The sequence below is a fragment of the Nocardia sp. NPDC006982 genome, from assembly GCF_042869435.1.
In the GTDB taxonomy this organism is placed as follows: domain Bacteria; phylum Actinomycetota; class Actinomycetes; order Mycobacteriales; family Mycobacteriaceae; genus Nocardia.
In genome coordinates, this window is the sequence record NZ_JBIAFV010000003.1 from 417,399 (window position 1) to 438,131 (window position 20,733).

General features: G+C 65.7%; 18 protein-coding genes and 1 pseudogene. 6 read left to right on the top strand and 13 right to left on the bottom strand.

The features are described 5' to 3' along the window. Nucleotides 1-12: 12 nt before the first annotated feature. Nucleotides 13-204 carry a ferredoxin gene (locus ACFYOW_RS15235; protein ID WP_387288209.1) on the bottom strand — a complete coding sequence of 64 codons (192 nt, stop codon included), beginning with the start codon at nt 202-204 and terminating at the stop codon, nt 13-15. A 148-nt stretch (nt 205-352) separates the two neighbouring features. On the opposite strand from ACFYOW_RS15235, the gene ACFYOW_RS15240 reads away from it, so the two are divergent. The 3 genes from ACFYOW_RS15240 (at nt 353) to ACFYOW_RS15250 (ending at nt 3,339) form a co-directional block, all read left to right on the top strand. After that, on the top strand, nt 353-964 hold the full coding sequence (locus tag ACFYOW_RS15240) for a TetR/AcrR family transcriptional regulator (protein WP_387288211.1): 612 nt from the start codon (nt 353-355) through the stop codon (nt 962-964). 73 nt (nt 965-1,037) lie between these two features. Further along, nucleotides 1,038-2,189 (top strand): acetyl-CoA C-acetyltransferase, encoded by a 1,152-nt coding sequence (locus tag ACFYOW_RS15245; RefSeq protein ID WP_387288213.1) that lies wholly within the window; start codon nt 1,038-1,040, stop codon nt 2,187-2,189. Nucleotide 2,190: 1 nt separating this feature from the next. Beyond that, nucleotides 2,191-3,339, top strand: coding sequence for an acyl-CoA dehydrogenase family protein (locus ACFYOW_RS15250; RefSeq protein WP_387288214.1), 1,149 nt, complete (start codon nt 2,191-2,193; stop codon nt 3,337-3,339). Nucleotides 3,340-3,487: 148 nt separating this feature from the next. Here the strand turns inward: ACFYOW_RS15250 and ACFYOW_RS15255 are convergent, their stop codons facing one another. From ACFYOW_RS15255 to ACFYOW_RS15275, 5 genes are all read right to left on the bottom strand, one after another. Further along, nucleotides 3,488-4,651, bottom strand: coding sequence for a CaiB/BaiF CoA transferase family protein (locus tag ACFYOW_RS15255; protein WP_387288216.1), 1,164 nt, complete (start codon nt 4,649-4,651; stop codon nt 3,488-3,490). Between the two features lie 278 nt (nt 4,652-4,929). Continuing rightward, the gene (locus ACFYOW_RS15260) at nt 4,930-6,303 is read right to left on the bottom strand and encodes an aldehyde dehydrogenase family protein (RefSeq protein WP_387288218.1); all 1,374 of its coding nucleotides are present in this window, start codon (nt 6,301-6,303) and stop codon (nt 4,930-4,932) included. Continuing rightward, complete coding sequence (locus ACFYOW_RS15265) at nt 6,300-7,565, bottom strand: cytochrome P450 (protein WP_387288220.1); 1,266 nt, start codon at nt 7,563-7,565, stop codon at nt 6,300-6,302. The genes ACFYOW_RS15260 and ACFYOW_RS15265 overlap by 4 nt, the downstream gene beginning before the upstream one ends. Before the next feature lie 32 nt (nt 7,566-7,597). After that, entirely contained in the window at nt 7,598-9,142 is a 1,545-nt protein-coding gene (locus tag ACFYOW_RS15270) for an acyl-CoA synthetase (protein WP_387288222.1), read from the bottom strand. A gap of 39 nt (nt 9,143-9,181) precedes the next feature. After that, nucleotides 9,182-9,586 (bottom strand): SCP2 sterol-binding domain-containing protein, encoded by a 405-nt coding sequence (locus ACFYOW_RS15275; RefSeq protein WP_387288224.1) that lies wholly within the window; start codon nt 9,584-9,586, stop codon nt 9,182-9,184. 246 nt (nt 9,587-9,832) lie between these two features. On the opposite strand from ACFYOW_RS15275, the gene ACFYOW_RS15280 reads away from it, so the two are divergent. Next, nucleotides 9,833-10,393 (top strand): TetR/AcrR family transcriptional regulator, encoded by a 561-nt coding sequence (locus tag ACFYOW_RS15280; RefSeq protein ID WP_387288226.1) that lies wholly within the window; start codon nt 9,833-9,835, stop codon nt 10,391-10,393. Here the strand turns inward: ACFYOW_RS15280 and ACFYOW_RS15285 are convergent. Both ACFYOW_RS15285 and ACFYOW_RS15290 read right to left on the bottom strand, forming a co-directional pair. After that, the gene (locus ACFYOW_RS15285; RefSeq protein ID WP_387288227.1) at nt 10,361-11,341 is read right to left on the bottom strand and encodes a MaoC family dehydratase; all 981 of its coding nucleotides are present in this window, start codon (nt 11,339-11,341) and stop codon (nt 10,361-10,363) included. The genes ACFYOW_RS15280 and ACFYOW_RS15285 overlap by 33 nt on opposite strands. Then, entirely contained in the window at nt 11,338-12,216 is an 879-nt protein-coding gene (locus ACFYOW_RS15290) for an HpcH/HpaI aldolase/citrate lyase family protein (protein ID WP_387288229.1), read from the bottom strand. Before ACFYOW_RS15290 ends, ACFYOW_RS15285 begins: the two co-directional genes overlap by 4 nt. A gap of 75 nt (nt 12,217-12,291) precedes the next feature. Between ACFYOW_RS15290 and ACFYOW_RS15295 the strand changes: the two genes are divergently transcribed. Further along, nucleotides 12,292-13,449: an acyl-CoA dehydrogenase family protein gene (locus ACFYOW_RS15295; RefSeq protein ID WP_387288231.1), complete on the top strand. Its 1,158-nt coding sequence runs from the start codon at nt 12,292-12,294 to the stop codon at nt 13,447-13,449. 71 nt (nt 13,450-13,520) lie between these two features. On the opposite strand, the gene ACFYOW_RS15300 is transcribed toward ACFYOW_RS15295, so the two are convergent. From ACFYOW_RS15300 to ACFYOW_RS15315, 4 genes are all read right to left on the bottom strand, one after another. Further along, the gene (locus tag ACFYOW_RS15300; RefSeq protein WP_387288233.1) at nt 13,521-14,972 is read right to left on the bottom strand and encodes a wax ester/triacylglycerol synthase family O-acyltransferase; all 1,452 of its coding nucleotides are present in this window, start codon (nt 14,970-14,972) and stop codon (nt 13,521-13,523) included. A 256-nt stretch (nt 14,973-15,228) separates the two neighbouring features. Beyond that, complete coding sequence (locus ACFYOW_RS15305; protein ID WP_387288235.1) at nt 15,229-16,116, bottom strand: SDR family oxidoreductase; 888 nt, start codon at nt 16,114-16,116, stop codon at nt 15,229-15,231. A 153-nt stretch (nt 16,117-16,269) separates the two neighbouring features. Continuing rightward, the gene (locus ACFYOW_RS15310; protein WP_387288236.1) at nt 16,270-16,503 is read right to left on the bottom strand and encodes a hypothetical protein; all 234 of its coding nucleotides are present in this window, start codon (nt 16,501-16,503) and stop codon (nt 16,270-16,272) included. 57 nt (nt 16,504-16,560) lie between these two features. Then, nucleotides 16,561-17,799 (bottom strand): NAD(P)/FAD-dependent oxidoreductase, encoded by a 1,239-nt coding sequence (locus ACFYOW_RS15315; protein WP_387288237.1) that lies wholly within the window; start codon nt 17,797-17,799, stop codon nt 16,561-16,563. A gap of 198 nt (nt 17,800-17,997) precedes the next feature. Here ACFYOW_RS15315 and ACFYOW_RS15320 point away from each other — a divergent pair. After that, nucleotides 17,998-18,225, top strand: a pseudogene (locus ACFYOW_RS15320) (hypothetical protein); the annotation flags it as partial. 107 nt (nt 18,226-18,332) lie between these two features. On the opposite strand, the gene ACFYOW_RS15325 reads toward ACFYOW_RS15320, so the two are convergent. Beyond that, a complete protein-coding gene (locus tag ACFYOW_RS15325; RefSeq protein WP_387288238.1) occupies nt 18,333-20,654 on the bottom strand; it encodes an ATP-binding protein in 2,322 nt (773 codons plus the stop codon). Between the last annotated feature and the right edge of the window lie 79 nt (nt 20,655-20,733).

Sequence of the window (20,733 nt, forward strand, 5' to 3'; positions counted from 1 at the left end):
CGCCCGGACGGATCAGCGAATGATCCGCAGCGCCTCGGTCGGGCATCCCTGCACGGCATCCTCGACGGCGGCGAGCTCGTCGTCGGCGATGTCCTCCTTGAGCTGGATGAGTTCGCCGCTGTCGACGACCTCGAAGAACAACGGGGCAAGCGACTCACAGATGCCCAGACCTGTGCACTTGCTCCGATCGACGACGACCTTCATCACTGCCTCCTCTGTCGGGATTGGGACCGAGGTTTCCGCCACGCACAGGCGCCGGTTTCAACTTCGGATGCTATCTTTTGAATCGAAGATAAATTAGATTACCCCCTCGGTCAATAGAGGAGGAGCCATCAGCACCACCACATCACCGATGAACGCGACCCGAGAGCGCATCCTTACGGCGGCCGCCCACATTCTCAGCCGGCGGGGCGTCGCGGGAACCCGGCTCGCCGACATCGCCGCGCATGCCGAACTGCGCGCACCCGCCGTCTACTACTACTTCCGGTCACGCGACGAGCTGGTCGCCGAGGTGATGAGGGAAGGGCAACGTCGAGTGCGCGAGCACGTCCAGGCGGCGATCACCTCAGCGCCCCCCGGAAGCCCGGTGATCACGCTGATCGACGCCGCCGTGGCGGCACACCTGGAGATCGAACTGGGCTTGTCCGACTTCGCCTCCGCCGTCACCCGCAATGCCGGCCAGTTGCCACCCGAGATCGTGGAGTCGCTGCGCCTGGAAAGCGCGGCGTATCACGCGATCTGGCGCAACCTGCTGGAGCGGCTCGCGGAGGCCGGGCAGTTGCGCCCCGGACTCGATATCGGCATCGCCCGGATGCTCGTCGTGGGCGCCCTGAACTGGACCGCGGAATGGTGGAATCCGGACCGGGACTCGCTCGACAATCTGGTCGCCACCGCGCAATCCATCGTGCGCAACAGTCTGAGCGCGGGGCACGCGAATCCGCCGCGACCGGACGGCCTGCCCTAGGCAGAGGCTGTTCGACACTGTACAAATTTTAGTCTACATTCAATTAATCTGGATCACACGGTAGGAGACTTCCATGCCCGAGGCGTACATCATCGATGCCGTTCGCACCGCGGTAGGCAAACGTGGCGGCGGATTCGCCAACTCGCACCCGGCCGACATGGCCGCCCACACCATCAGCACCGTCGTCGGCCGGCACGACTTCGATCCCGCCGACATCGACGACGTTATCCTCGGCTGTCTGGACAACATCGGGTCGCAGGCCGGCGACATCGCCCGGACCGCGGCGCTCGCGGCGGGTCTGCCGGAGTCGGTCCCGGGCGTCACCATCGACCGGCAGTGCGGGTCGGCGCAGCAGGCCGTGCATTTCGCGGCGCAGGCGGTCATGAGCGGCACCAGCGACCTGATCGTGGCCGGCGGCATCCAGAAGATGAGCCAGTTCCCGATCCTGAGTGCTTTCGTGGCCGGCGAGCCGTACGGTGCGACCGACCCCTGGACCGGTTCGCAGGCTTGGCGGGCTCGTTACGGCACCGAGGAGATCTCTCAGTTCCGTGGCGCGGAGATGATGGCCGAACGCTGGAATCTGAGCCGGGAGACCATGGAGGTATTCGCCTTCGAGAGCCACCGCCGCGCGCTGCACGCCATCTCCGAGGGGTATTTCACCCGTGAGATCACGGAGTTCGCCGGTGTCACCGTCGATGAGGGTCCGCGCGCGGACACCTCTCTCGAGAAGATGTCGACCCTCGCGACGCTGACCGAAGGCAGCCGGCTCACCGCCGCGGTCGCCAGCCAGATCTCCGACGGCGCCGCGGCGCTGCTGGTCGCCTCGGAGTCGGCGGTGGAGCGGTACGGATTCACACCCCGCGCTCGGATTCACCACATGTCGGTGCGTGGCGCCGATCCGGTCATGATGCTCAGTGCCCCGATTCCGGCCACTCAGCACGCGCTGAAGCGGGCGGGCCTGTCCATCGGCGATATCGACGTCGTCGAGATCAACGAAGCGTTCGCTCCGGTCGTGCTGGCCTGGATCGCCGAAACCGGAGCCGACCCCGCCGTCGTCAACCCCAACGGCGGTGCGATCGCCCTCGGCCATCCGATCGGTTGCACGGGCGCGCGCCTCATGACCACGCTGCTGCACGAGCTCGAGCGCACCGGCGGGCGCTACGGCCTGCAGACCATGTGCGAAGGCGGTGGCCAGGCCAACGTCACCATCATCGAAAGGCTCTGACGTGCGCCGGGCTCTGTACGACGCCGACCACGAGGCCTACCGGGAAACGGTGCGCACCTTCCTGGAGCGGGAGGTCGCACCGTACAAGGACAAGTGGGACGAGGATCGGTGGATCGATCGAGCCGTCTACAAGAAGGCGGCAGCGGCCGGGCTGTACGGACTCGAGATCGGTGAGCAGTACGGCGGTTCGGACGTGCACGACTACCGGTATCGAATGGTGGTCTGCGAGGAAGTATCTCGCATCAACGCCTTGTCCTTCAATCTCACGATCAGCCTGCAGGACGATCTCGTCCTGCACTACCTGCTCGATCTCACCGACGGCGAGCAGAAGCAGCGCTGGCTGCCCGGGTTCGCCGCCGGCGAGATCATCGGAGCGCTGGCCATGACCGAGCCCGGCGCGGGCAGCGATCTGCGCGGAATGCGCACCACCGCGGTCCGTGACCGCGATGAATGGATCGTCAACGGGCAGAAGACGTTCATCTCCAGCGGGATCATGGCCGATCTAGCGGTGGTTGCCGCCCGGACGGATCCGAACGCCGGTTCACGGGGATTCAGTCTGTTCGTCATCGAGCGTGATACTCCCGGCTTCGAACGCGGGCGCAAACTCGACAAGATCGGATTGCCGGGCCAGGACACCGCCGAGCTGTTCTTCGAGAACGCTCGCGTCCCGCACGCGAATCTGCTCGGAGAAGAAGGAAAAGGACTGCAGTACCTGATGAGTCACCTGCCCCGGGAACGCCTCGGCGTCGCCGCGAAGGCGCTGGGGACGACACGGGCGATCCTGGATCAGACCATCGAATACTGCAAGCAGCGGCGCGCGTTCGGGCAACCGATCGCCGACTTCCAGCATGTCCGATTCGAGCTGGCCGAGATGCAGACCGAGGTCGACCTCGTCGAGGCGTACATCGACAAGTCGGTGCTGGCCTATAACGCGGGCGAGCTCGATGCGGTCGACGCCGCCAAGGGTAAGTGGTACGTCAGTGAGCTGCAGAAGCGAGTGATCGACCGCTGCCTGCAACTGCACGGCGGATACGGCTACATGACCGAATACCCGGTCGCCAAGGCTTACATCGACACTCGGATCCAGACCATCTACGGCGGGACCACCGAGATCATGAAGGAACTCATCGGCAGAGACATCGTCCGCTGAGACCGATGGCAAGCTCCGAGGGCCCCGAACCATCGATGGTTCGGGGCCCTCGGCGAATTATCGGCCGGTGACGCTGGCGGCCATCGCGGCCCGGACGTGCGCCGATTCCTCTCGAAAACCACACGATCCGGGCCGCTCGGATTCGTGGTCAACTGATGACGCCGCGCTCGTGGAGTGCCTCCACCTCGGCGATTCCCCACTCGGTCAGGACGGCCCGGGTGTGTTCACCGGGTGACGGTGGCGGATTGCCGAGCGCGGTCCGTGACAGCGAAAACCGCGGTGCCGGTGCGGATTGCATTGTGCCGCCGTGGTTCAGAATCGATCCGCGTGCCTCGACGTGGGGGTGCGACGCCGCCTCTCGAAGGCTGACGACAGGCGCTACGCACGCGTCCGACCCGTCGAAGATCTCGCACCACTGCGCCATGGTCCGGGTCGCGAAGGCGCCGGAGATCTTGTCACGGATGACCGGCCACGCACTGCGATCGTGCTGCCGGCGTGGATCTTCATCGATACCCAGTCGTGCCAGCAGTTCAGCGTAGAACTTGCCCTCGATCGCTCCCACCGCCATGTGACGGCCATCGGCGGTCTCGTAGGTGGCGTAGTACGGCGCCCCGCCGTCCAGCATATTGGCGCCGCGCCGGTCGGACCATGCCCCGGCGTTGAGGAAGGCATGGATGCCGGTCAGCAGGTGGGCGGCTCCATCCACGATCGCCGCATCCACCACCTGGCCCATTCCGGTCCGCTCCGCAACCCGCAGCGCGGCCAGGACGCCCACGACGAGATACATTCCGCCGCCGCCGAAATCGCCGACCAGGTTGAGCGGAACCTGTGGTGCGCCATGCGCGTCACCGATCGCATGCAGAGCACCCGTGATCGCGATGTAATCGATGTCATGTCCCGCATTTTGCGCGAGCGGGCCGGTTTGACCCCATCCGGTCACCCGCCCGTAGACCAACCGAGGGTTCCGCCGCCGGCAGACGTCGGGTCCCAGCCCGAGCCGCTCGGCGACCCCGGGCCGGTATCCTTCTACCAGTACGTCCGCGCGCTCGAGCAGCCGCATCACGACCTCTACCCCGTCGGGTCGCTTAAGGTCCACGAGCACCGATCGCTTGCCGCGGTTGAGGAGATCCTCCTCCGGCATACCAGGAAACACGCTGGCGCCCCCCGGCCGATCGATACGGACCACATTGGCGCCGAGATCAGCGAGCAACATCGTCGCGAACGGGCCCGGGCCCAGCCCGGCGAGCTCTATCACGCGGACACCGGTCAGCGGACCGGAAGCTGCTGCCGCGTCGGCGTTACCGACAGTCATTGAGATTCCTTAGGTTTCGTCTGCCCGGCTGACAAGTGCCCCGGGACCGGCGCGGGTTGGGTGGCGCGGGTCCCGGGGCACGTCTTCGAGCCGTGTCTCAGGGGGCTCGACTGTGCGGCTGGGGTTCGGCTTATGCGGACCGGCTAGCCCGGTTAGCACAAGCCGGGGGCGCTCCAGGAACCGACCGGTATCCGTGCGAGAGACTCGGGTCCCATGGGTGCGCCGACCTTGCTGTCGTCGGGAATTCGCCAGCAAAGAGTCTTCTCACACCGACCGCATCAGAAGATCTTCCGGAGGACCTTCATCGCGAAGTCGCTGTAGGGCGGGTAGATCAGACGTAGGTCCGGCCAAAACGACTTCTTCAGAACGGGCTTGCGATGACTCAGCGCCTCGAAGCCCCAGCGGCCGTGGTACGCGCCGATGCCACTGCCGCCGATGCCGCCGAAAGGAAGCTGTGGCACGAGGTAGTGCATCGCGACGTGGTTGATCACCACTCCACCGGCCGGGATTTCATCGACTAGGCGCCGTTGGTCGGCGGCCGATTTGCTGAAGAAGTACGCCGCGAGCGGTTTCGGCCTGCTGTTCACGAAAGCAACGGCGTCGCCGAGACTTTCGTAGGACATGACGGGCAGGATCGGCCCGAAGATCTCCTCTGTCATGAGGGGCTCACCCGGATCGGGATCCACTACCACCGTCGGCTCGATCGACAGGGTCGAACGAGTGGTCATTCCTCCGAGGGCGATGTTCCCCTTCGTCGCCTCGAGGTATCCCGCGAGACGATCGAATTGCCGCTCATTGACGATTCGGCGACCGTCGGTGGACTGACCGCGCTCGAAGTCGCCGATCACCGTGACGATCTTGTCCACCAATCGATCCCGGATCCGGCTGTCGGCGAGAACGTAGTCCGGCGCGATGCAGATCTGCCCGGAGTTCATGCACTTGACCCAGGCCACTCGCCGCGCAACGACGTCCAGGTCGGCATCGGCTGTGACGATCACCGGGCTCTTACCGCCGAGTTCCAGGGTGACCGGCGTCAGCGTCGGGGCCGCCGCGGCCATGATCTTCTTGCCGACCTCCGTGCCACCGGTGAAGATGGCGTGGTCGAACCCCTGCGTCAGCAACTCCTGGGTCACCGCCGCATCACCCTCGACAACCGCGACCGCATCCGCATCGAAATACAGCGGTACCAGCCGCGCGAGCAGTGCCGACGTGGCGGGCGCCAGTTCCGATGGCTTGATCACGGCACAGTTGCCCGCCGCCAACGCCGCGATCAGTGGTCCCAACGTCAGAACGATCGGATAGTTCCAGGGCCCGATGATCAGGACAACCCCGAGCGGTTCGTACTGGATCCAGGCCGAGCCCGGGTACTGCACCAGCGGCAACGGCTGCCGCTGACGTTTCATCCAGCCGCGAAGGTGCTTGATCGCGTAGGCGGCCTCGCCACGGGTAGCGGCGAGGTCACCGAACCATGCCTCCTGTGCACTGCGACCGAGATCTTCGGCGAGCGCTCCCGCGATCTCGGTCTCCCGCTCGTCGAGCAGCCTGACCACATTCCGCAGTTGGCCGAGCCGCCACTCCACATCGCGGGTCCGGCCGGAGGCGAACCCGCGGCGCATCCGCTCCGTGCGGGCAGCGATATCGCCGGCACTCATCGCAGTGTCGCCGGCAGGTGCTTGACCGCGTGAACGAAGTTGCCGACCAGGTAGGACGGCTCCCCCACCTGGAGATCCGGCACCCGGTGCAGCAGTTGGTCGAAGATCTCGCGCAGCTGGATCTTCGCCACGAAGTTGCCCATGCAGTAGTGCGGACCGCCGCCACCGAAACCGACGTGCGGATTCGGCGATCGCAGGATGTCGAAGACGTGCGGGTCGGCGAAGACGGTCTCGTCACGGTTGCCGGAAGAGAAGATGGTGGCGACCCACTCGCCCTTCTTGATCTCCTGTCCGCCCAGCACGGTGTCCTGAGTCGCGGTCCGGCGGAAGGTCATCACCGGCGTTACCCAGCGCACCAATTCCTCTGTGGCCGTGCCGATCCGGCTGTCGAAGTCCTCGAGCAGAAGCGCCTTCTGCTCAGGGAAGTCCAACAACGCCTTGATGCCGAGGGAGATGGTGTTCCGGGTCGTGTCGTTGCCCGCGACCGACAGCAGGACGAAGAACGAGGCGATCTCGTCGTCGGTCAGGCGGACGCCGTCGACCTCGGCCTGCACCAGGTTGGTCATCAGGTCCGCCGCCGGGTTCTTGCGGCGTTCCTGCGCGAACTCGATACCCATCATCAGCAGGCCGACAAGGGAGTCATTGAGTAGTTCGACAGGAGCGCGGCCCGCCGCGACATCCTCGTCCGCCCAGGCGACCATGGCATCGGCCATGTGCGCAGCCTCGTCGCGTTGCGAGGCGGGCAGGCCGAGCATCTCGTAGATCGTCCACATCGGCAGCCGCTTGGACACCTGGTGCACGAAGTCGAATTCACCACTGCCGACCTCGAACAGGTCGTCCACGATCACACGAGCCTGGTTCTTGATCTGATCGTGGATCTTGGCCACCTGCTTGGGCGTGAACGCCGAGCTGATCAGCTTGCGCAGCACCGGGTGGCGGGGTGCGTCCATCGCGAGAAACGACGACGCGGCCTCGAGAATGTCGGACGGCACCTCCTCGAGCTGGATGCCCAAGCCCGAACAGAACACGTCGGGCTGCTTGCTCACCTCGGAGATCAGGCGATGGCTGGTGACTGCCCAGACACCCTCGTTCTCCGGGGGCATCAGCGCGCCCTCGATCGGCGGATGCCAGCTGACCGGCCGTTCGGCCCGCAGCACACGGAAGGTTCTGTCACGCTCATCGGCCGTCTGAGACCAGAACGACAGTGGCGAGATGCTCAGCGGGTCGTATGCCCGCACAGTGGATTCGGTTGCTGTGGTCATGTCAGCTATTCCTTTGAAAAGATTGCGCGTCATCAGTTCTGGGTTGCCGCGGCGCTGTACAGCTGCTCCAGCTCGCGCTTGACCAGCTTGCCGGTGGCGGTCCGGGGCAGGGAATCGACGAAGTCCACAGTCTTGGGCGCCTTGAACCGCGCGACCCGGTCACGTGCGTACTCGATGATCTCCGCTGCGAGCTCGTCGGTCGGCGCCACCGCGGGGTTGAGCTGGACGACGGCCTTGACCTGCTGACCCATCTCGGAATCCGGCACTCCGATCACCGCGACATCGAAGATCGCGGGATGCAGAGTCAGCACGTTCTCCACCTCCTGTGGATAGATGTTCACACCGCCCGAGATGATGACGAACGATTTGCGGTCGGTCAGGAAGAGGTACCCGTCCTCGTCCACGTACCCGAGGTCACCGACCGCGGTCCAGGTCGGATGCTCCGGATGCTGTGCGGCCGCGGTCTTCTCAGGAGCCTTGTGGTAGGTGAAGGGCAGCGTCTCACGCTCGAAGTACACCGTGCCGACTTCGCCCGGCGGCAATTCCTTGCCTTCGTCGTCGCAGATGCGCACCGGCCCGAGGATGCTGCGCCCCACCGATCCGGCCTTGTTCTCCCAGTCGGACGTTGTGATGACGGTCAGCCCGTTGCCCTCGGTAGAGCCGTAGTACTCGACGAGAATCGGCCCCCACCAAGCGATCATGGCGCGCTTGACATCGGGCGGGCAGGGCGCGGCCGCGTGTACGGCCAAGCGCAGAGTCGAGATGTCGTAGCGCTCGCGGACCTCGGCCGGCAACTGGAGCAACCGCACGAACATGGTCGGGACCACCTGGGTGACCGTCACCCGGTACTTCTCGATGGCGCGCAGCATGTCCTCGGCACCGAACTTCTCCATCATGACGACGGTCCCGCCATAGGCGTGCACCGCTCCGCACCAACGCAGCGGGGCGGCGTGGTACACCGGCGCGGGCGAGAGGTAGACGTCGGATTCGGTGACGCCGAACAGTTTTCCGATCGCCATGGTCAGCGGATCGCCCGGCTGGTCCACCGAGATCGGCAGCAGGGGCGGCTTGATGCCCTTGGGCCGCCCCGTGGTACCCGAGGAATACAGCATGTCCGAGCCGCGCGGCTGATCCGGGAGCCGCTCACCGGCACCCGCGATCTCGGCGGTGTACGAGCTGTAGCCCGCCACGTCTCCGCCGAAGGCCAGCCAGTGCTGGACTCGCGGTGCCAGGTCGCGCACCGCGCCGGCGAGTTCCGCGATGCCCGCCGAGGCGACCACGACCTTCGCGTCGCAGTCATCGATGATGTACGACGCCTCCGATGGCGTGAGGCGCCAGTTGATCGCGGTCACGTATAGCCCGGAACGCATTGCAGCCCAATAGATTTCGAAACACTCGGGCTCGTTTCCGGACAACAGCGCGACGACGTCGCCCGGTCGCAGTCCGAGGTCATGGAGCACGCGCGCGAACTGCGCCGAGTGCTCGTCCAGCTCACGGTAGGTGATCGTCCTACCGGAACCGGCCATGACCACCGCGGGCTTGTCGGGAGTCGACAGGGCGTGGACGCCTGGGAACATAGTGCGGTACCTCTTCGCTAGATCTTGCGTGCCGCCGGCTCAGACCAGTAGGTCCGCACGATCGTCCTGCTTCAGGCTGTCGACGTAGACGGGGTAGAGCTTGCTGCCCAATGGCGCCAGCTTGAGCATGCTGGCGACGTTCCCCCCGATCTTGATCTTGCCCTTGGCCATCGCGAGCGGCAGATTGACCTTTCCTTGCCAGTAGGCGTTGCCCGTGTCGGCGGTCATCCGCATAGTCGCGGTGCACCTGGCGAAGTGCTCCTGCCCGAGTTCCACCACACCTGCGGGTGCGTCGATGACCAGGAAGGCATCCGGCTCGGAGAACTCGAAGCCGAGTACCACACCGGTGCCCGCCAGCTTCGGACCGATCTCCGGATCAGCGAACGCCGACTCGAAGATCCCGCCGATGTACTTGCGCACCTCGCCCGCATCCTTGAAGGCCATGTCGGTTCCTCTCCCACGGGGCTCCGCCCCTGTGTTTACATAATATATCTTTGATTAAATTTTCTTTTTCGACTTTGGACCGGCAACCTTTGATCAGGATCCTGGATACGTGGATGGCACGAGTCCTGTGGCGCGCTTCACAGGCAATGTCAGTATCGTAAGCATAAGTCGACTTATGCACAAGGGGCGGGGCAAACTTGCTGTACACGAGGTCGTCAACGACCGAAGCCACCATGACGGAGATCCATGGCCATCAAGCAGGACTACTTCGACACCGCGTTCGAGCTGCTCTCGGAGCAGGGGTACAGCGCGCTCAAACAGGCGTCGCTGTGCAAGCGGCTGCGAGTGACGACAGGGTCCTTCTATCACTATTTCGGCAACTGGCACGACTTCACGTCGCAGCTGCTGGAGCACTGGCGCACGGCCCGGACGACCGAGCTGGTGACGCTGGCGCAACAGCACCAGGATCCGGTCGACCAACTCGATGCTCTCCTGCAGTTCGCACTGGAACTCCCCCATCGCGCGGAAGCCGCGATCCGGGTGTGGAGCAAGGTCGACCCGGAAGTCCGGGTGATCCAGGACGCCGTGGACTCCCAGCGCAAGGGCGTGGTCGTCCACGCCGCCCGAGCGATCCTGAAGGACGAGCAGGATGCGCTGAACCACGCGCGCTGGGGGCTCTATCTCCTCGCCGGATACCAGGAGCTGGACGCCGGCGAGGATCCCGCGGCACTCGAATGGGTGTTGCGCCGCCTGCTGGACGAACTCAAGGAAAAGTCACGCGAACAGCGCCACGTAGCGCCAATCTAGGACGGGGCGTTCGCGTTCGGATTCATGGTCGTCCGCGAACACCTCCGAGCGCAGGTGCACCAGATGGCCTCCGGTGCCGGTCGGAGCCACCTCTTCCACCGTGATCGCACTGCGCAGTGTGTCGCCCTCGTGCACGGGCCCGACATGGTCACAGCCGTGCCATCCCACCACCGTGGCCAGTTTCGGGAAGGCCCGAGAAGCTTGCGACAGAGCGATACCGATGGTGTGGCCGCCGTAGACCAGACGGCGGCCACCGCCAGCCTGTTCATCATGGTGCACCCGCGCGATGTTGAGACTGATCCTGGCGAGTTGCGGCGCGGTGTCGACGACGTCGCCACCGATCACATCGACGCGCCGGCCGGCCTGCGGAACCGAGTCGCGCGCGGCCATCGCCAGCGGTTCGAGGTTCCAATCACGCACGGCCGCAACCCAATTCGAATCCAATCTGGAGCCGATGCCGTCGAGATCGTCGGCGCGGCCGGTGTCGATGTCCGCGCGCAAGGGCAGCATGGCGCAGCGCCAGAAGTCCAGCACGTCTCGCCCGTGTTGATCCGCGGTGCGAATCCGCAAGGCCACCAGTCCAGTCGGGGCGCGATCGGGCCGGCGGCGATTCTGCCGTAGCCCTTCGACCGTCGTCGTTGTGGTGAGGGTGTCCCCGATATGAGGCGTACGCCGGAAGACCAGCCCGCGATAGAACAGGTTGGCTTTGACATGGTGCGTAACGAGTGTGGACTGCCCGATCGCTACGTCCCATACCAGCGCGGGATGTGCCAGTGCGGGCGAGCCGGTCACCAGTGCCGACAGGCCGTGGTCGAGTGGAAGGCGCAGGCGGTCGCCGATGATGGCCAGGTGCACGGCCGCGAGGCCGTCCGACAACGTGACCGACGGCGCCGTGTCGAATACTTGCCCCGGTTCGAGTTCCTCGAAGTACGGTCCTTCCGCGATCATGCCGAGACCCCGATCTTGAGCAGCGTGCGGCGAGCGGCCACCGCGACGGCCTCGTCGATCATCTGACCGTCGAGCTCCACCGCACCGCGGCCGCTGTTGTGCGCCGCTGTCAGCGCATGAACCACGCGCTGCGCGAACTGGACCTGCTCGGCGGACGGCTCGAAGGCGTGGGTGATCGCGTCCAGCTGCCGCGGATGGATCGCCCATTTGGCATCGAAGCCGATGCGCGCGGCATGATTCACCGCGGCACGGAAACCATCATCGAGCCCGACTCCGAGATAAGGGCCGTCCACCGCATCGAGTCGGTTGGTGCGAGCGGCCGTGATCATCTTGTCCTGCACCGCGATCCAGAGCGCGGGCTCGAGCCCGGCCGCCCTCCCCAGCGACGCGGCGAGATCGGCGTAACCGGTGATCAGCGCCGACAGTCGCGGCGTTGCCGAGGCGATCTGCTCGATCCGGCTCAGCCCGTCCGCGGTTTCGATGAGCGCCTCCACGGCGAGGGGTTCGGCGCGTTCACCGCCGGCCTCGATGCCGCCGAGCAGCCGATCGACGAATTCGAGGTCCCCCGGTGCCTCGACCTTGGGCAGTACGATCGCGCCCGCCGGAACCGAGGACCTGACCACCGCGTCGATGTCGAGATGACACCAGCGTGTCCGGGGCGCGTTGACCCGCACCGCGATCGAGGGCAGCGCGGCAAATTCGTCCCATGCGATCGACCCCAGCAGAGCGCGTGCACGGTCCTTGTCCGTGGGCGGTACGGCGTCCTCGAGGTCGATGACCACCTGGTCCGCACCAGACCCGAGCGCTTTGCGGATCTTGTGCTCGTCGCCACCGGGCACGCAGAGGACCGACCTCCGCGGTGGGCGTCCAGTCATCAAACACCACCTTTCATGTTTTTAATCTATGTTAAAGTATATCGATAGATTTCGGAGCCCAGCGAGGAGTCAACGGTGAGCGAGCTGTCCGCCGAGGAACAGCAGGTAGTGGCGACGGTGCGCGAATGGGTCGACCGCGAGGTCCGGCCCGTTGCTCGCGACCTCGAGCACGCCAATGAGTACCCGGAAAAACTGATCGAGCAGATGAAGCAGCTCGGCATCTACGGCCTGGCCATCCCGGAGCCCTACGGCGAAGCGCCGGTGTCCATGCCGTGCTACGTCGGGGTGACCGAGGAGCTGGCGCGCGGCTGGATGAGCCTGGCCGGTGCGATGGGCGGCCACACCGTCGTGTCGAAGCTGATCCTCACCTTCGGTACCGAGGAGCAGAAGCAGCGGTATCTGCCGAAGATGGCCACCGGCGAGATCCGGGCGACCATGGCACTGACCGAACCCGGCGGCGGCTCGGATCTGCAGGCCATGACCACTGTCGCCAAGCGCGACGCGGACGGCTACACGATCAACGGTGCGAAGACCTGGATCAGCAATGCGCGCAGGTCGCAGTTGATCGCGCTGCTGTGCAAGACCGATCCGGCCGCCGAACCGCGGCATCGGGGCATCAGCATCCTGCTGGTCGAGCACGGCCCCGGGCTGACCGTGTCCCGTGACCTGCCCAAGCTGGGCTACAAGGGCGTCGAAAGCTGCGAGCTGCTCTTCGACGGCTACCGCGCACCCGCGGACGCGGTGCTGGGCGGGGTCGAGGGCAAGGGCTTCTCCCAGATGATGAAGGGTCTGGAAACCGGCCGCATCCAGGTCGCTTCGCGGGCCCTCGGTGTCGCGCAAGCGGCGTTCGACGACGCGTTCACCTACGCGCAGCAGCGCGAGAGCTTCGGGGTGCCGATCTGGCAGCACCAGGCCATCGGCACCTACCTGGCCGAGATGGCGACCAAGCTCACCGCCGCCCGCCAGCTGGTTCTGCACGCCGCCCGGCGCTTCGACGCGGGCGAACGCTGCGATATGGAAGCGGGTATGGCGAAGTACTACGCCTCCGAGATCGCGATGGAGATCGCGCTCAACGCCGTGCGGATTCACGGTGGCTACGGCTACTCGACCGAGTACGACGTCGAGCGCTATTTCCGCGACGCGCCCCTGATGATCGTGGGCGAGGGCACGAACGAGATCCAGCGCAACGTGATCACGTCGCAGCTCGTCGCCCGCGGCGGCCTCACCCGATAGACACGGGCAAAGGCAGCCGGTGCCCGGGATTCGAATCGCGGGCACCGACCGCTGTGCGACCACGCCGTCGGCTACGCGGAAGTCTCCTGCGGGACGGCGGGTTCGGCAGCCGGATCGATGCCGAGCGCTCCCTCGAGTTCCGTGAGCGCCGCACCGGTGTACACCGCCAGCCGTTGCACATGCGGCAGCGACCGGCTGCATGCGGTGTAGCTGATGACCGCCTGACCGGCATAACTCGCCATCGTCACGTTCAGCGCCTGTCCGTGAAACAGCACTGACGGGCCGTAGATCCCTTCGACCCGTGCGCCGTTGAAATACAGCCGCTCGGTCGGACCGGGCACATTCGAGATGACCAGATTCGCCGCCGGGCGCCCGTAACCGCCGAGCCCGGCGATCAGTAGCGCCATCTGCGGTGCCGATAGCATCATCGTGAACGGCATGACCGCTGACGACGGCAGCGTCCGGTGGAATCCCTTGGCCGCCATCGTCGATCGATGTACCGCGCGCAACCGGACCAGCGGATCGGCTATTTCGGAGTGCAGTCGCGCATAGACGAAGGCCAGCGCGTTTCCCATCGACCCGGGGTTCAGATCCCGGACATTGACCGGGATCTGGCCGACGATAGGACCGTTCGGCACCGCCTCCAATTCTTGCAGGTACCGTTGCAGCGCCCCGCTGAAGGCGGCCATGAAGATATCGTTGACGGTGACGTCCGCGGCCTTGGCCGCGCGCTTGAACCGCGTCAGCTCGTAGTGCTGGGTGGCGAATCTGCGCTGATCACCGATCCGGTGATTGAACAGGGTCGTCGCCGCCTGGAACGGCAGCGTCAGATCGCCGGTGCGATCCCTGCGTACGGCCATCGCCATCCCCACCAGCGCCCGCAGCGCCACCACCGTGGAACCCATTGCGCGGCCGAAACTTCGGAGGGCTCCGAATTTCGCCCAGGCCGAGATGGTCGTCACGGTCGATACGGTGGCGATGGGCTGGCGCGCGGGGCCGTTGCCCCGTATTCCCGCACTCCACGGCGGTAACAGTCCCTGGGCGTCCGGGTCCGTGGTGAAGATGCGGCCGAGCAGGCGCGCGGCGGCGACGCCATCCAGCTGTCCATGGTGGAACTTCAGATAGATGGCAAATCGGCCGTGCTCGAGCCCCTCGATCACATGGCATTCCCACAGCGGCCGACGTCTGTCCAATGGCCGCGAATGCAGGTGCGAGACAAGCACACCCAACTCTCGTTCACCACCCGGGCTGGGCAGCGCGATGTGGCGGAGGTGATAGTCGAGATCTATGTCCTCGTCGGACACTGTCTGCCACAACGGGATCGGCTTCGTGCGCAACACGACGTTGAAGGGGGACGCGAAGCCCTTACTGGCCCGCCACTGTTCTACCAGCTCGCGCACATAGGTCGAAGACGCCCCGTCGGGCGGCGAGAGGATGACGAGCGGACCGAAATGCGCTGGCGCGTCACCTTTTTCCACGAAGAACCAGGCGGCATCAAAAAGGTTCAGGAAGGTTTTCGTCATCTACCTGTTCTCAATCGTTTGGAACGGACGGATGGCGTTCGCCGTTGAATGCCGTTGTGGTGGAACCGCGGATTCGACTCCCGATCCCCCAACAGAATCTAATATACTTTAAAATTGGCGATTTCATGCGCAGAACACACCTCGTGTGGCGCGCTGCACAGCGACCGCAACGAACAGCGAGCACACAGCAATGCCACCATGCGAAAAAGGGCGACCCCGGTCGGGGCCGCCCTTTTTCGCGCATAACTGCGGGACGCTACGAGTTCTGGCGCTCTTTCGCCGGAGCCGCCTTCGGGACATCTGGTGCGCTGTTGATCCGCGCGTCGTATCCGCTGCGCGCCGTCTTGTCCACCGTCAGGAACGTGGTGTCCGCCTGGAGCAGATGGTTCATGAAGTCGCGGAGCTTGCGACCGAAGACCGGCTGCAGGCGCGCCACCGGCCCGAGCATTGCGGGCAGGTAGACATCGGGCTTGCGAGTCGCGATCGCACCGACGATGCCCTCGGCGACCTCCTCCGGTTCGAGATTGCGTACGAACTTCGTTCCGGTCGTCCCGGCGATCAGTTCGGTATTGGTGAAGGACGGCAGGATGCAGGTGAACGACACACCGGATTTCGCGAACTCCACGCGGGCGGTCTCGGTCATCGAGATTACCGCCGCCTTGCTGGCGCCGTAGCTCAGGCCGCCGGGGACCGGTGCTGTACCGGCCATGGACGCGACATTGACGATATGTCCTCGACCGCGCGCGATCATGCCCGGAAGCGCCGCCCGCATACCGGTCATCGGACCGGCCACGTTGATCTCCAATACCCGCTTCGACAGCGAGGTCGACTCCTCGAGGAAGGGGCCGATCGGCATGATTCCGGCGTTGTTGATCAAGACGTCCAGCGGACCGAAGCGTTCCTGCGCCTTGGCAAGGAACTCGACGAACGACTGCTCGTCGGTGATGTCGAGACGGACGGGCTCGACATCGGGTCCGATCTCCGCCGCCGCGCGCACGACGGCGTCACCGTCGATGTCACCGATCACGACCTTGGCTCCGCGCCGGTGCAGCGCCTTCGCGGTCGCGAGGCCAATGCCCCGCGCCGCGCCGGTGATCGCCACGACGCGACCCTCGATCCGGCGGGTCAGTTGCGATTCGTTCATTCCCTACCTGCTTCGTTGGAGGTCGTCGACAGTGAGTTCGACGGTTCGAGTTGTGCCACTACGCCTGGTACGTCGCCGCCATGTTCGGTCAGCCCTGGAAATCAGTATATTGGAACATAGATTAAATTCTAGCCCGAATAATGACACCGGCTCTCATCCGTAGCGCCAGAGACGGCGGCAGGGCAGCGGGCTCAGCCCCCACCGCACCTTCCCGTCCACCAAGACCTGATAGCCCCGCCGGATCATGGCCGCGGCGAAGTGGCGCGCTTCCGAGGCCGGGGCCGCGTATTCCAGCTGGACATCGCCGAGACAGTCGAAGCGGACCTCGACCCGGAGGAGCTGCTGAAGCACAGGGGAGACCCGCGATGCCCGATATGTGCTTTCCATGACGCCAACTACTGCCGCGTCGGCCGAGGGCTCAGACCGTGCACTGCCCGAGGCCGATCACACCGGGGAGACCGAGCTGGTGCGGCGTGTGGCGGCGAACGCGAGTGCCTCGTCCCAACTCGCCTTCCGCATCAGGAGGCCGCGGTACTTCATGATCACGTTCTGGCCGTTGACCGCGAGGACGCCCCCGAGCCTGTCGCCTTCGCGATACAGCGCGATCCAACGGCCGCCGGCGTCCGGATCACCGTCCACGATCGTGATCTCGTCGGCCGTCGGGACACCGACGAACTGGATCCGGCTGTCATACCAGTCGGACCAGAAATAGGGCACGGTCTGGTACGGCTTGGCCGATTCGGGGTCGAGTGCGTTGCGAGCGGCCAGTGCGCCCTGCTCGGCGGCACTCGTCCAGTGCTCCAACCGCATCAGCCGGTCGAACAGCGGGTTGTGCCAGCGGGCCACGTCACCCGCGGCGTAGACCCGATCGACGCCCGTCCACAGCGTCTCGTCGCAGACCACGCCGTTGTCGAGGCGCAGCCCGGAGCCCTCGAGCCAGCCGGTCGCGGGAATCGCACCGATGCCGACGACGACCAGGTCGGCTTCGATGGCGCTGCCGTCGGTCAACAGGACCCGCTCGACCCGGCCATCCCCCTCCAGTCCGCTCACGCCCACGCCGCAGCGCAGGTTGGTGCCGTTCCGCTCATGGAGGGCGGCGACTGCCGCGCCCATGCGCTCACCCACCGCCCGGACCAGCGGAGTGGGCAGAGCTTCCAGAATGGTCACACCGAGGCCACGCTTGCGGGCGCCCGCAGCGACCTCCGAGCCGATGAAACCCGCCCCGACGACGACGGTGCGTGCCCCCGAATCGAGCGCTCGCCGAATCGCGATCGCGTCATCGAGAGTCCGCAGGGTATGCACACCATCCATGCCCGCCGAGCCCGGCAGAGCGCGGGCGTCGGCGCCCGTCGCGATCACGAGCGCATCGTAGGCTACGGCCCGGTCACCGACCAGGACACGCTTGCCGTCGGTGTCCAACCCAGTCGCCGGCGCGCCGAGCACGAGTTCGACACCGAGTTCGTCCCGCAAGACGTCCTCGGTGCGAAAGTGCGTCGACGCCGGACCCTCTCCGACCGGCAGTTGCTCGAGGTACGCCTTCGACAGCGGCGGCCGGTCGTACGGCAGATGTTCTTCACTGCCGATCAGCGTGATGCCGCCCTCGAAGCCTGTCTTGCGGGCGGCTTCCGCCGCCCGCAAGCCGGCGAGGGATGCTCCGACCACTACAAGGTTTTCTTGGGACAACTCGCTCACCTTCCACTCAGTGCTACTTAATTGAGATTAAATTAGAATGCGCGGGCACGTCAACACGCCGACGACAGTCAGGGCGGATCCGAGCGCGGCCGCCGAGGACTGCGGGACGATTGCCCACGGTCGTATCCTTGATCCACGATCGCAGTCAGTGTCGAGGACGAGTCATGACCGTCGACGATCCGGCGAGTACACGTCGCCGGTGGTTTCGAGACCGGCACCGGCGAAGTGACCGGATCTCCGGCCTTCACCGCGCCCGAAGTGCTGGCCGGACGCACATCGACGGTTCGGTCGGATATCTACAGTCTCGGTGCCACGCTGTTCACAGCGCTGACCGGCCACGCCGCGCTCGAACGTCTCGACGGCGAGGATGTGGTCGCGCAATTCGTCCGGCTCGGGCGCGCAGGTCCACCGGACATCCCCGGCACGGCTCGTTGTCCGCCATTCGACATCGTCGAGGTCGCCGCAGAATCGCAGCACTTCGTGTCGCTCACGGCCCAGTGCCGCTGCCAGTTCGCGTGGATCCATCACCGCTGTCCTGTCTCGTGTAGCCACCGGGCGATGCGGGTCCTGGAGTCCACACCCAATTTCATGAGAATTTGCTGCACGTGCGTTTCGGCCGTTCGCCGGGAGATCACCAGGGCTTCCGCGATCTCGCGGTTGGTGAAGCCTTCCGCGACCAGACTCGCGACCTCGTATTCGCGTGCTGTGAGCGGAGAGGTCGACGTCTGTCGCCGATCCGGCGTCGTGTCCCCGCCGCCCTGGGGCCGGCGGCGCCGGATTCCCTCGGCGAGAGCGAGTGTCTCGTGCAGGGTCCGGGTGCGGCCGTCGGTATAGGCCTGATCGAAAGCCTTGGGGGACAGTCGTTCCCGCACCAGGGTCTCACACCGGGACCGATTGCGCTGCAGGCCCTCGAGCGCCCGGGTCGACGTCGCCATCGGCTCCCACAAACGGTCGGCGGCGCCGAGAAATGTCGCCGCCAGCTCACAACTGTCACCAGTGGCATGCATCCATCCAAGCGATTCGAGGCACAGGGCAAACCCCAGTCGATCGTCGGAGCCCGCCTTCATCGCCAGGCTGCGCACGGTGAGCGCGATCGCCGGCGACAAAGTGCCGCCCTGCCACACGATCAGCGCCTCCGCCCACAGAAGATATGAGCAGAACCACCGTTCGCCGCGCTCGATCAGCAACGCCGTCGCCTGCTGCTGCAGTATGGCGGCGTCGCCGGCATCGGCCCCGAGGGCCGCCGCCACGACCAGCAACAGCAAGGTCTCCACCCATCGCGCATCCGCGCCGGCGTCGCCGAAAGACCGTGCGGCGCACCGCAACAGGCGAGAACTCTCGTCCAGGCTCGACCGGTACAGCGCGCACAGGCCGGCAGCTTGATCTCGCAGCGCGCCGAGGAAGGTATCCGTGCCCGCGGCCAGGGTCAGCTCGTCGAGCAGTTGCGTCGAAACCTCGACGTCACCCTGCATCAATGCCAGCCAGATCGCCGAATGCAGGGCCTCGCAGCGGCCGCCCGCCGATGCCCGCGTCGCGAGCATGGTGCGCAGCCAATGTCGCCCGGTATTGAACAAACCACCTGCCAGCCAATAGAAATGGAGATCCGCGGCCATCCGCAATCCCCGCTCGGGCGTACCGGGATCGGCCAGGGTCGACAAGGCAGCCTCCAGGTTGGCATGGTCGCGACGAAGCCGCTCCATCCGATCGAACTGATCCGGCCCCAGCCAATCCGCCCGGGAGCGCGCGGCGAGTTCGGCGAACCAGAGGCTGTGGCGCTGGATCACCGCGCTGGATTCCCCGCGACCGGCCAGCACTTCGACCCCGAATTCCCGAACCATCTCGAGCATCCGGAACCGCGCGGCGCCGCCAGCGTCCTGAGTGATGACGATCGATTTGTCCACCAGAGCGGTCAGCACGTCCAGCACGTCGCCGGCCTCCGCCGGGAGCACACAGATACCCTCGACGGCATCCAATTCGAATCCGTCGGCGAAGACAGACAATTGAGCCCACAGTGACTGCTCGGCGTCGCTGCAGAGCTGGAAGCTCCATTCCAGCGAGGCGCGAAGAGTCTGTTGCCGGCTCGGAGCCGTGCGGTGGCCGTCTGTCAGAAGCCGGAGGCGATCACCCAGGCGCGCCCGGATCACCGCGGGCGGCAGCGCCCGCAGCCGCACCGCCGCGAGTTCGAGAGCAAGCGGAATTCCCTCGAGTTGCCGGCAGATATCCATCACCGCCGCGCGATTGTCGTCGGTGATCGTGAACCCTGGCACGACCGATCGAGCTCGGTCGCTGAACAGGATGACGGCGTCCCAGCGCAGGAGATCGTCACACGCCGTGAGTTCGGACGGGATCGGCAACGGGCGCAATTCGTGCAATGCCTCGCCCGTCACCTTCAGCGGCTCGCGGCTGGTGGCCAGTACGCGCAAGGAGGCGCTGCTGCCCAGCAGTTCGTCGGTCAGCCGGGCCGCCGCGGCCGCGACCTGTTCGCAATTGTCGAGTATCAGCAGCAGATGCTTGTCTTCGAGGAACCCGCACAGCGCCGCGGTCGCCGCGACGCCCGGAGGCACCATCAGTCCCAGCGCATCGGCCACGGCTTCGGGCAGCCGTGCGCCGTCTCGAACGTGCGCCAGTTCCACAAACACCACGCCCGCGGCGTAGGCCCGCGACAGATCCTCCGCCACGCGCCGAGCCAGCCTGGTTTTGCCCACTCCCCCGGCCCCGACGATCGTCACCAGACTTGACGAGGCGAACAGCTGTTTGATCTCCGCACGTTCCCGTCGCCGTCCGACGAAGCTCGTCCGGTCAGTGCCGACCCGGGTGCGGCGCACCCCGTTCACCTGTGGTTCCATCCCGGCTCCATGCTTCCAGAAGCTCGCCCGCCGCGCCTCATTTTTTCGAATTTCGAATTGAAAACGCTCGGGCCGTGAC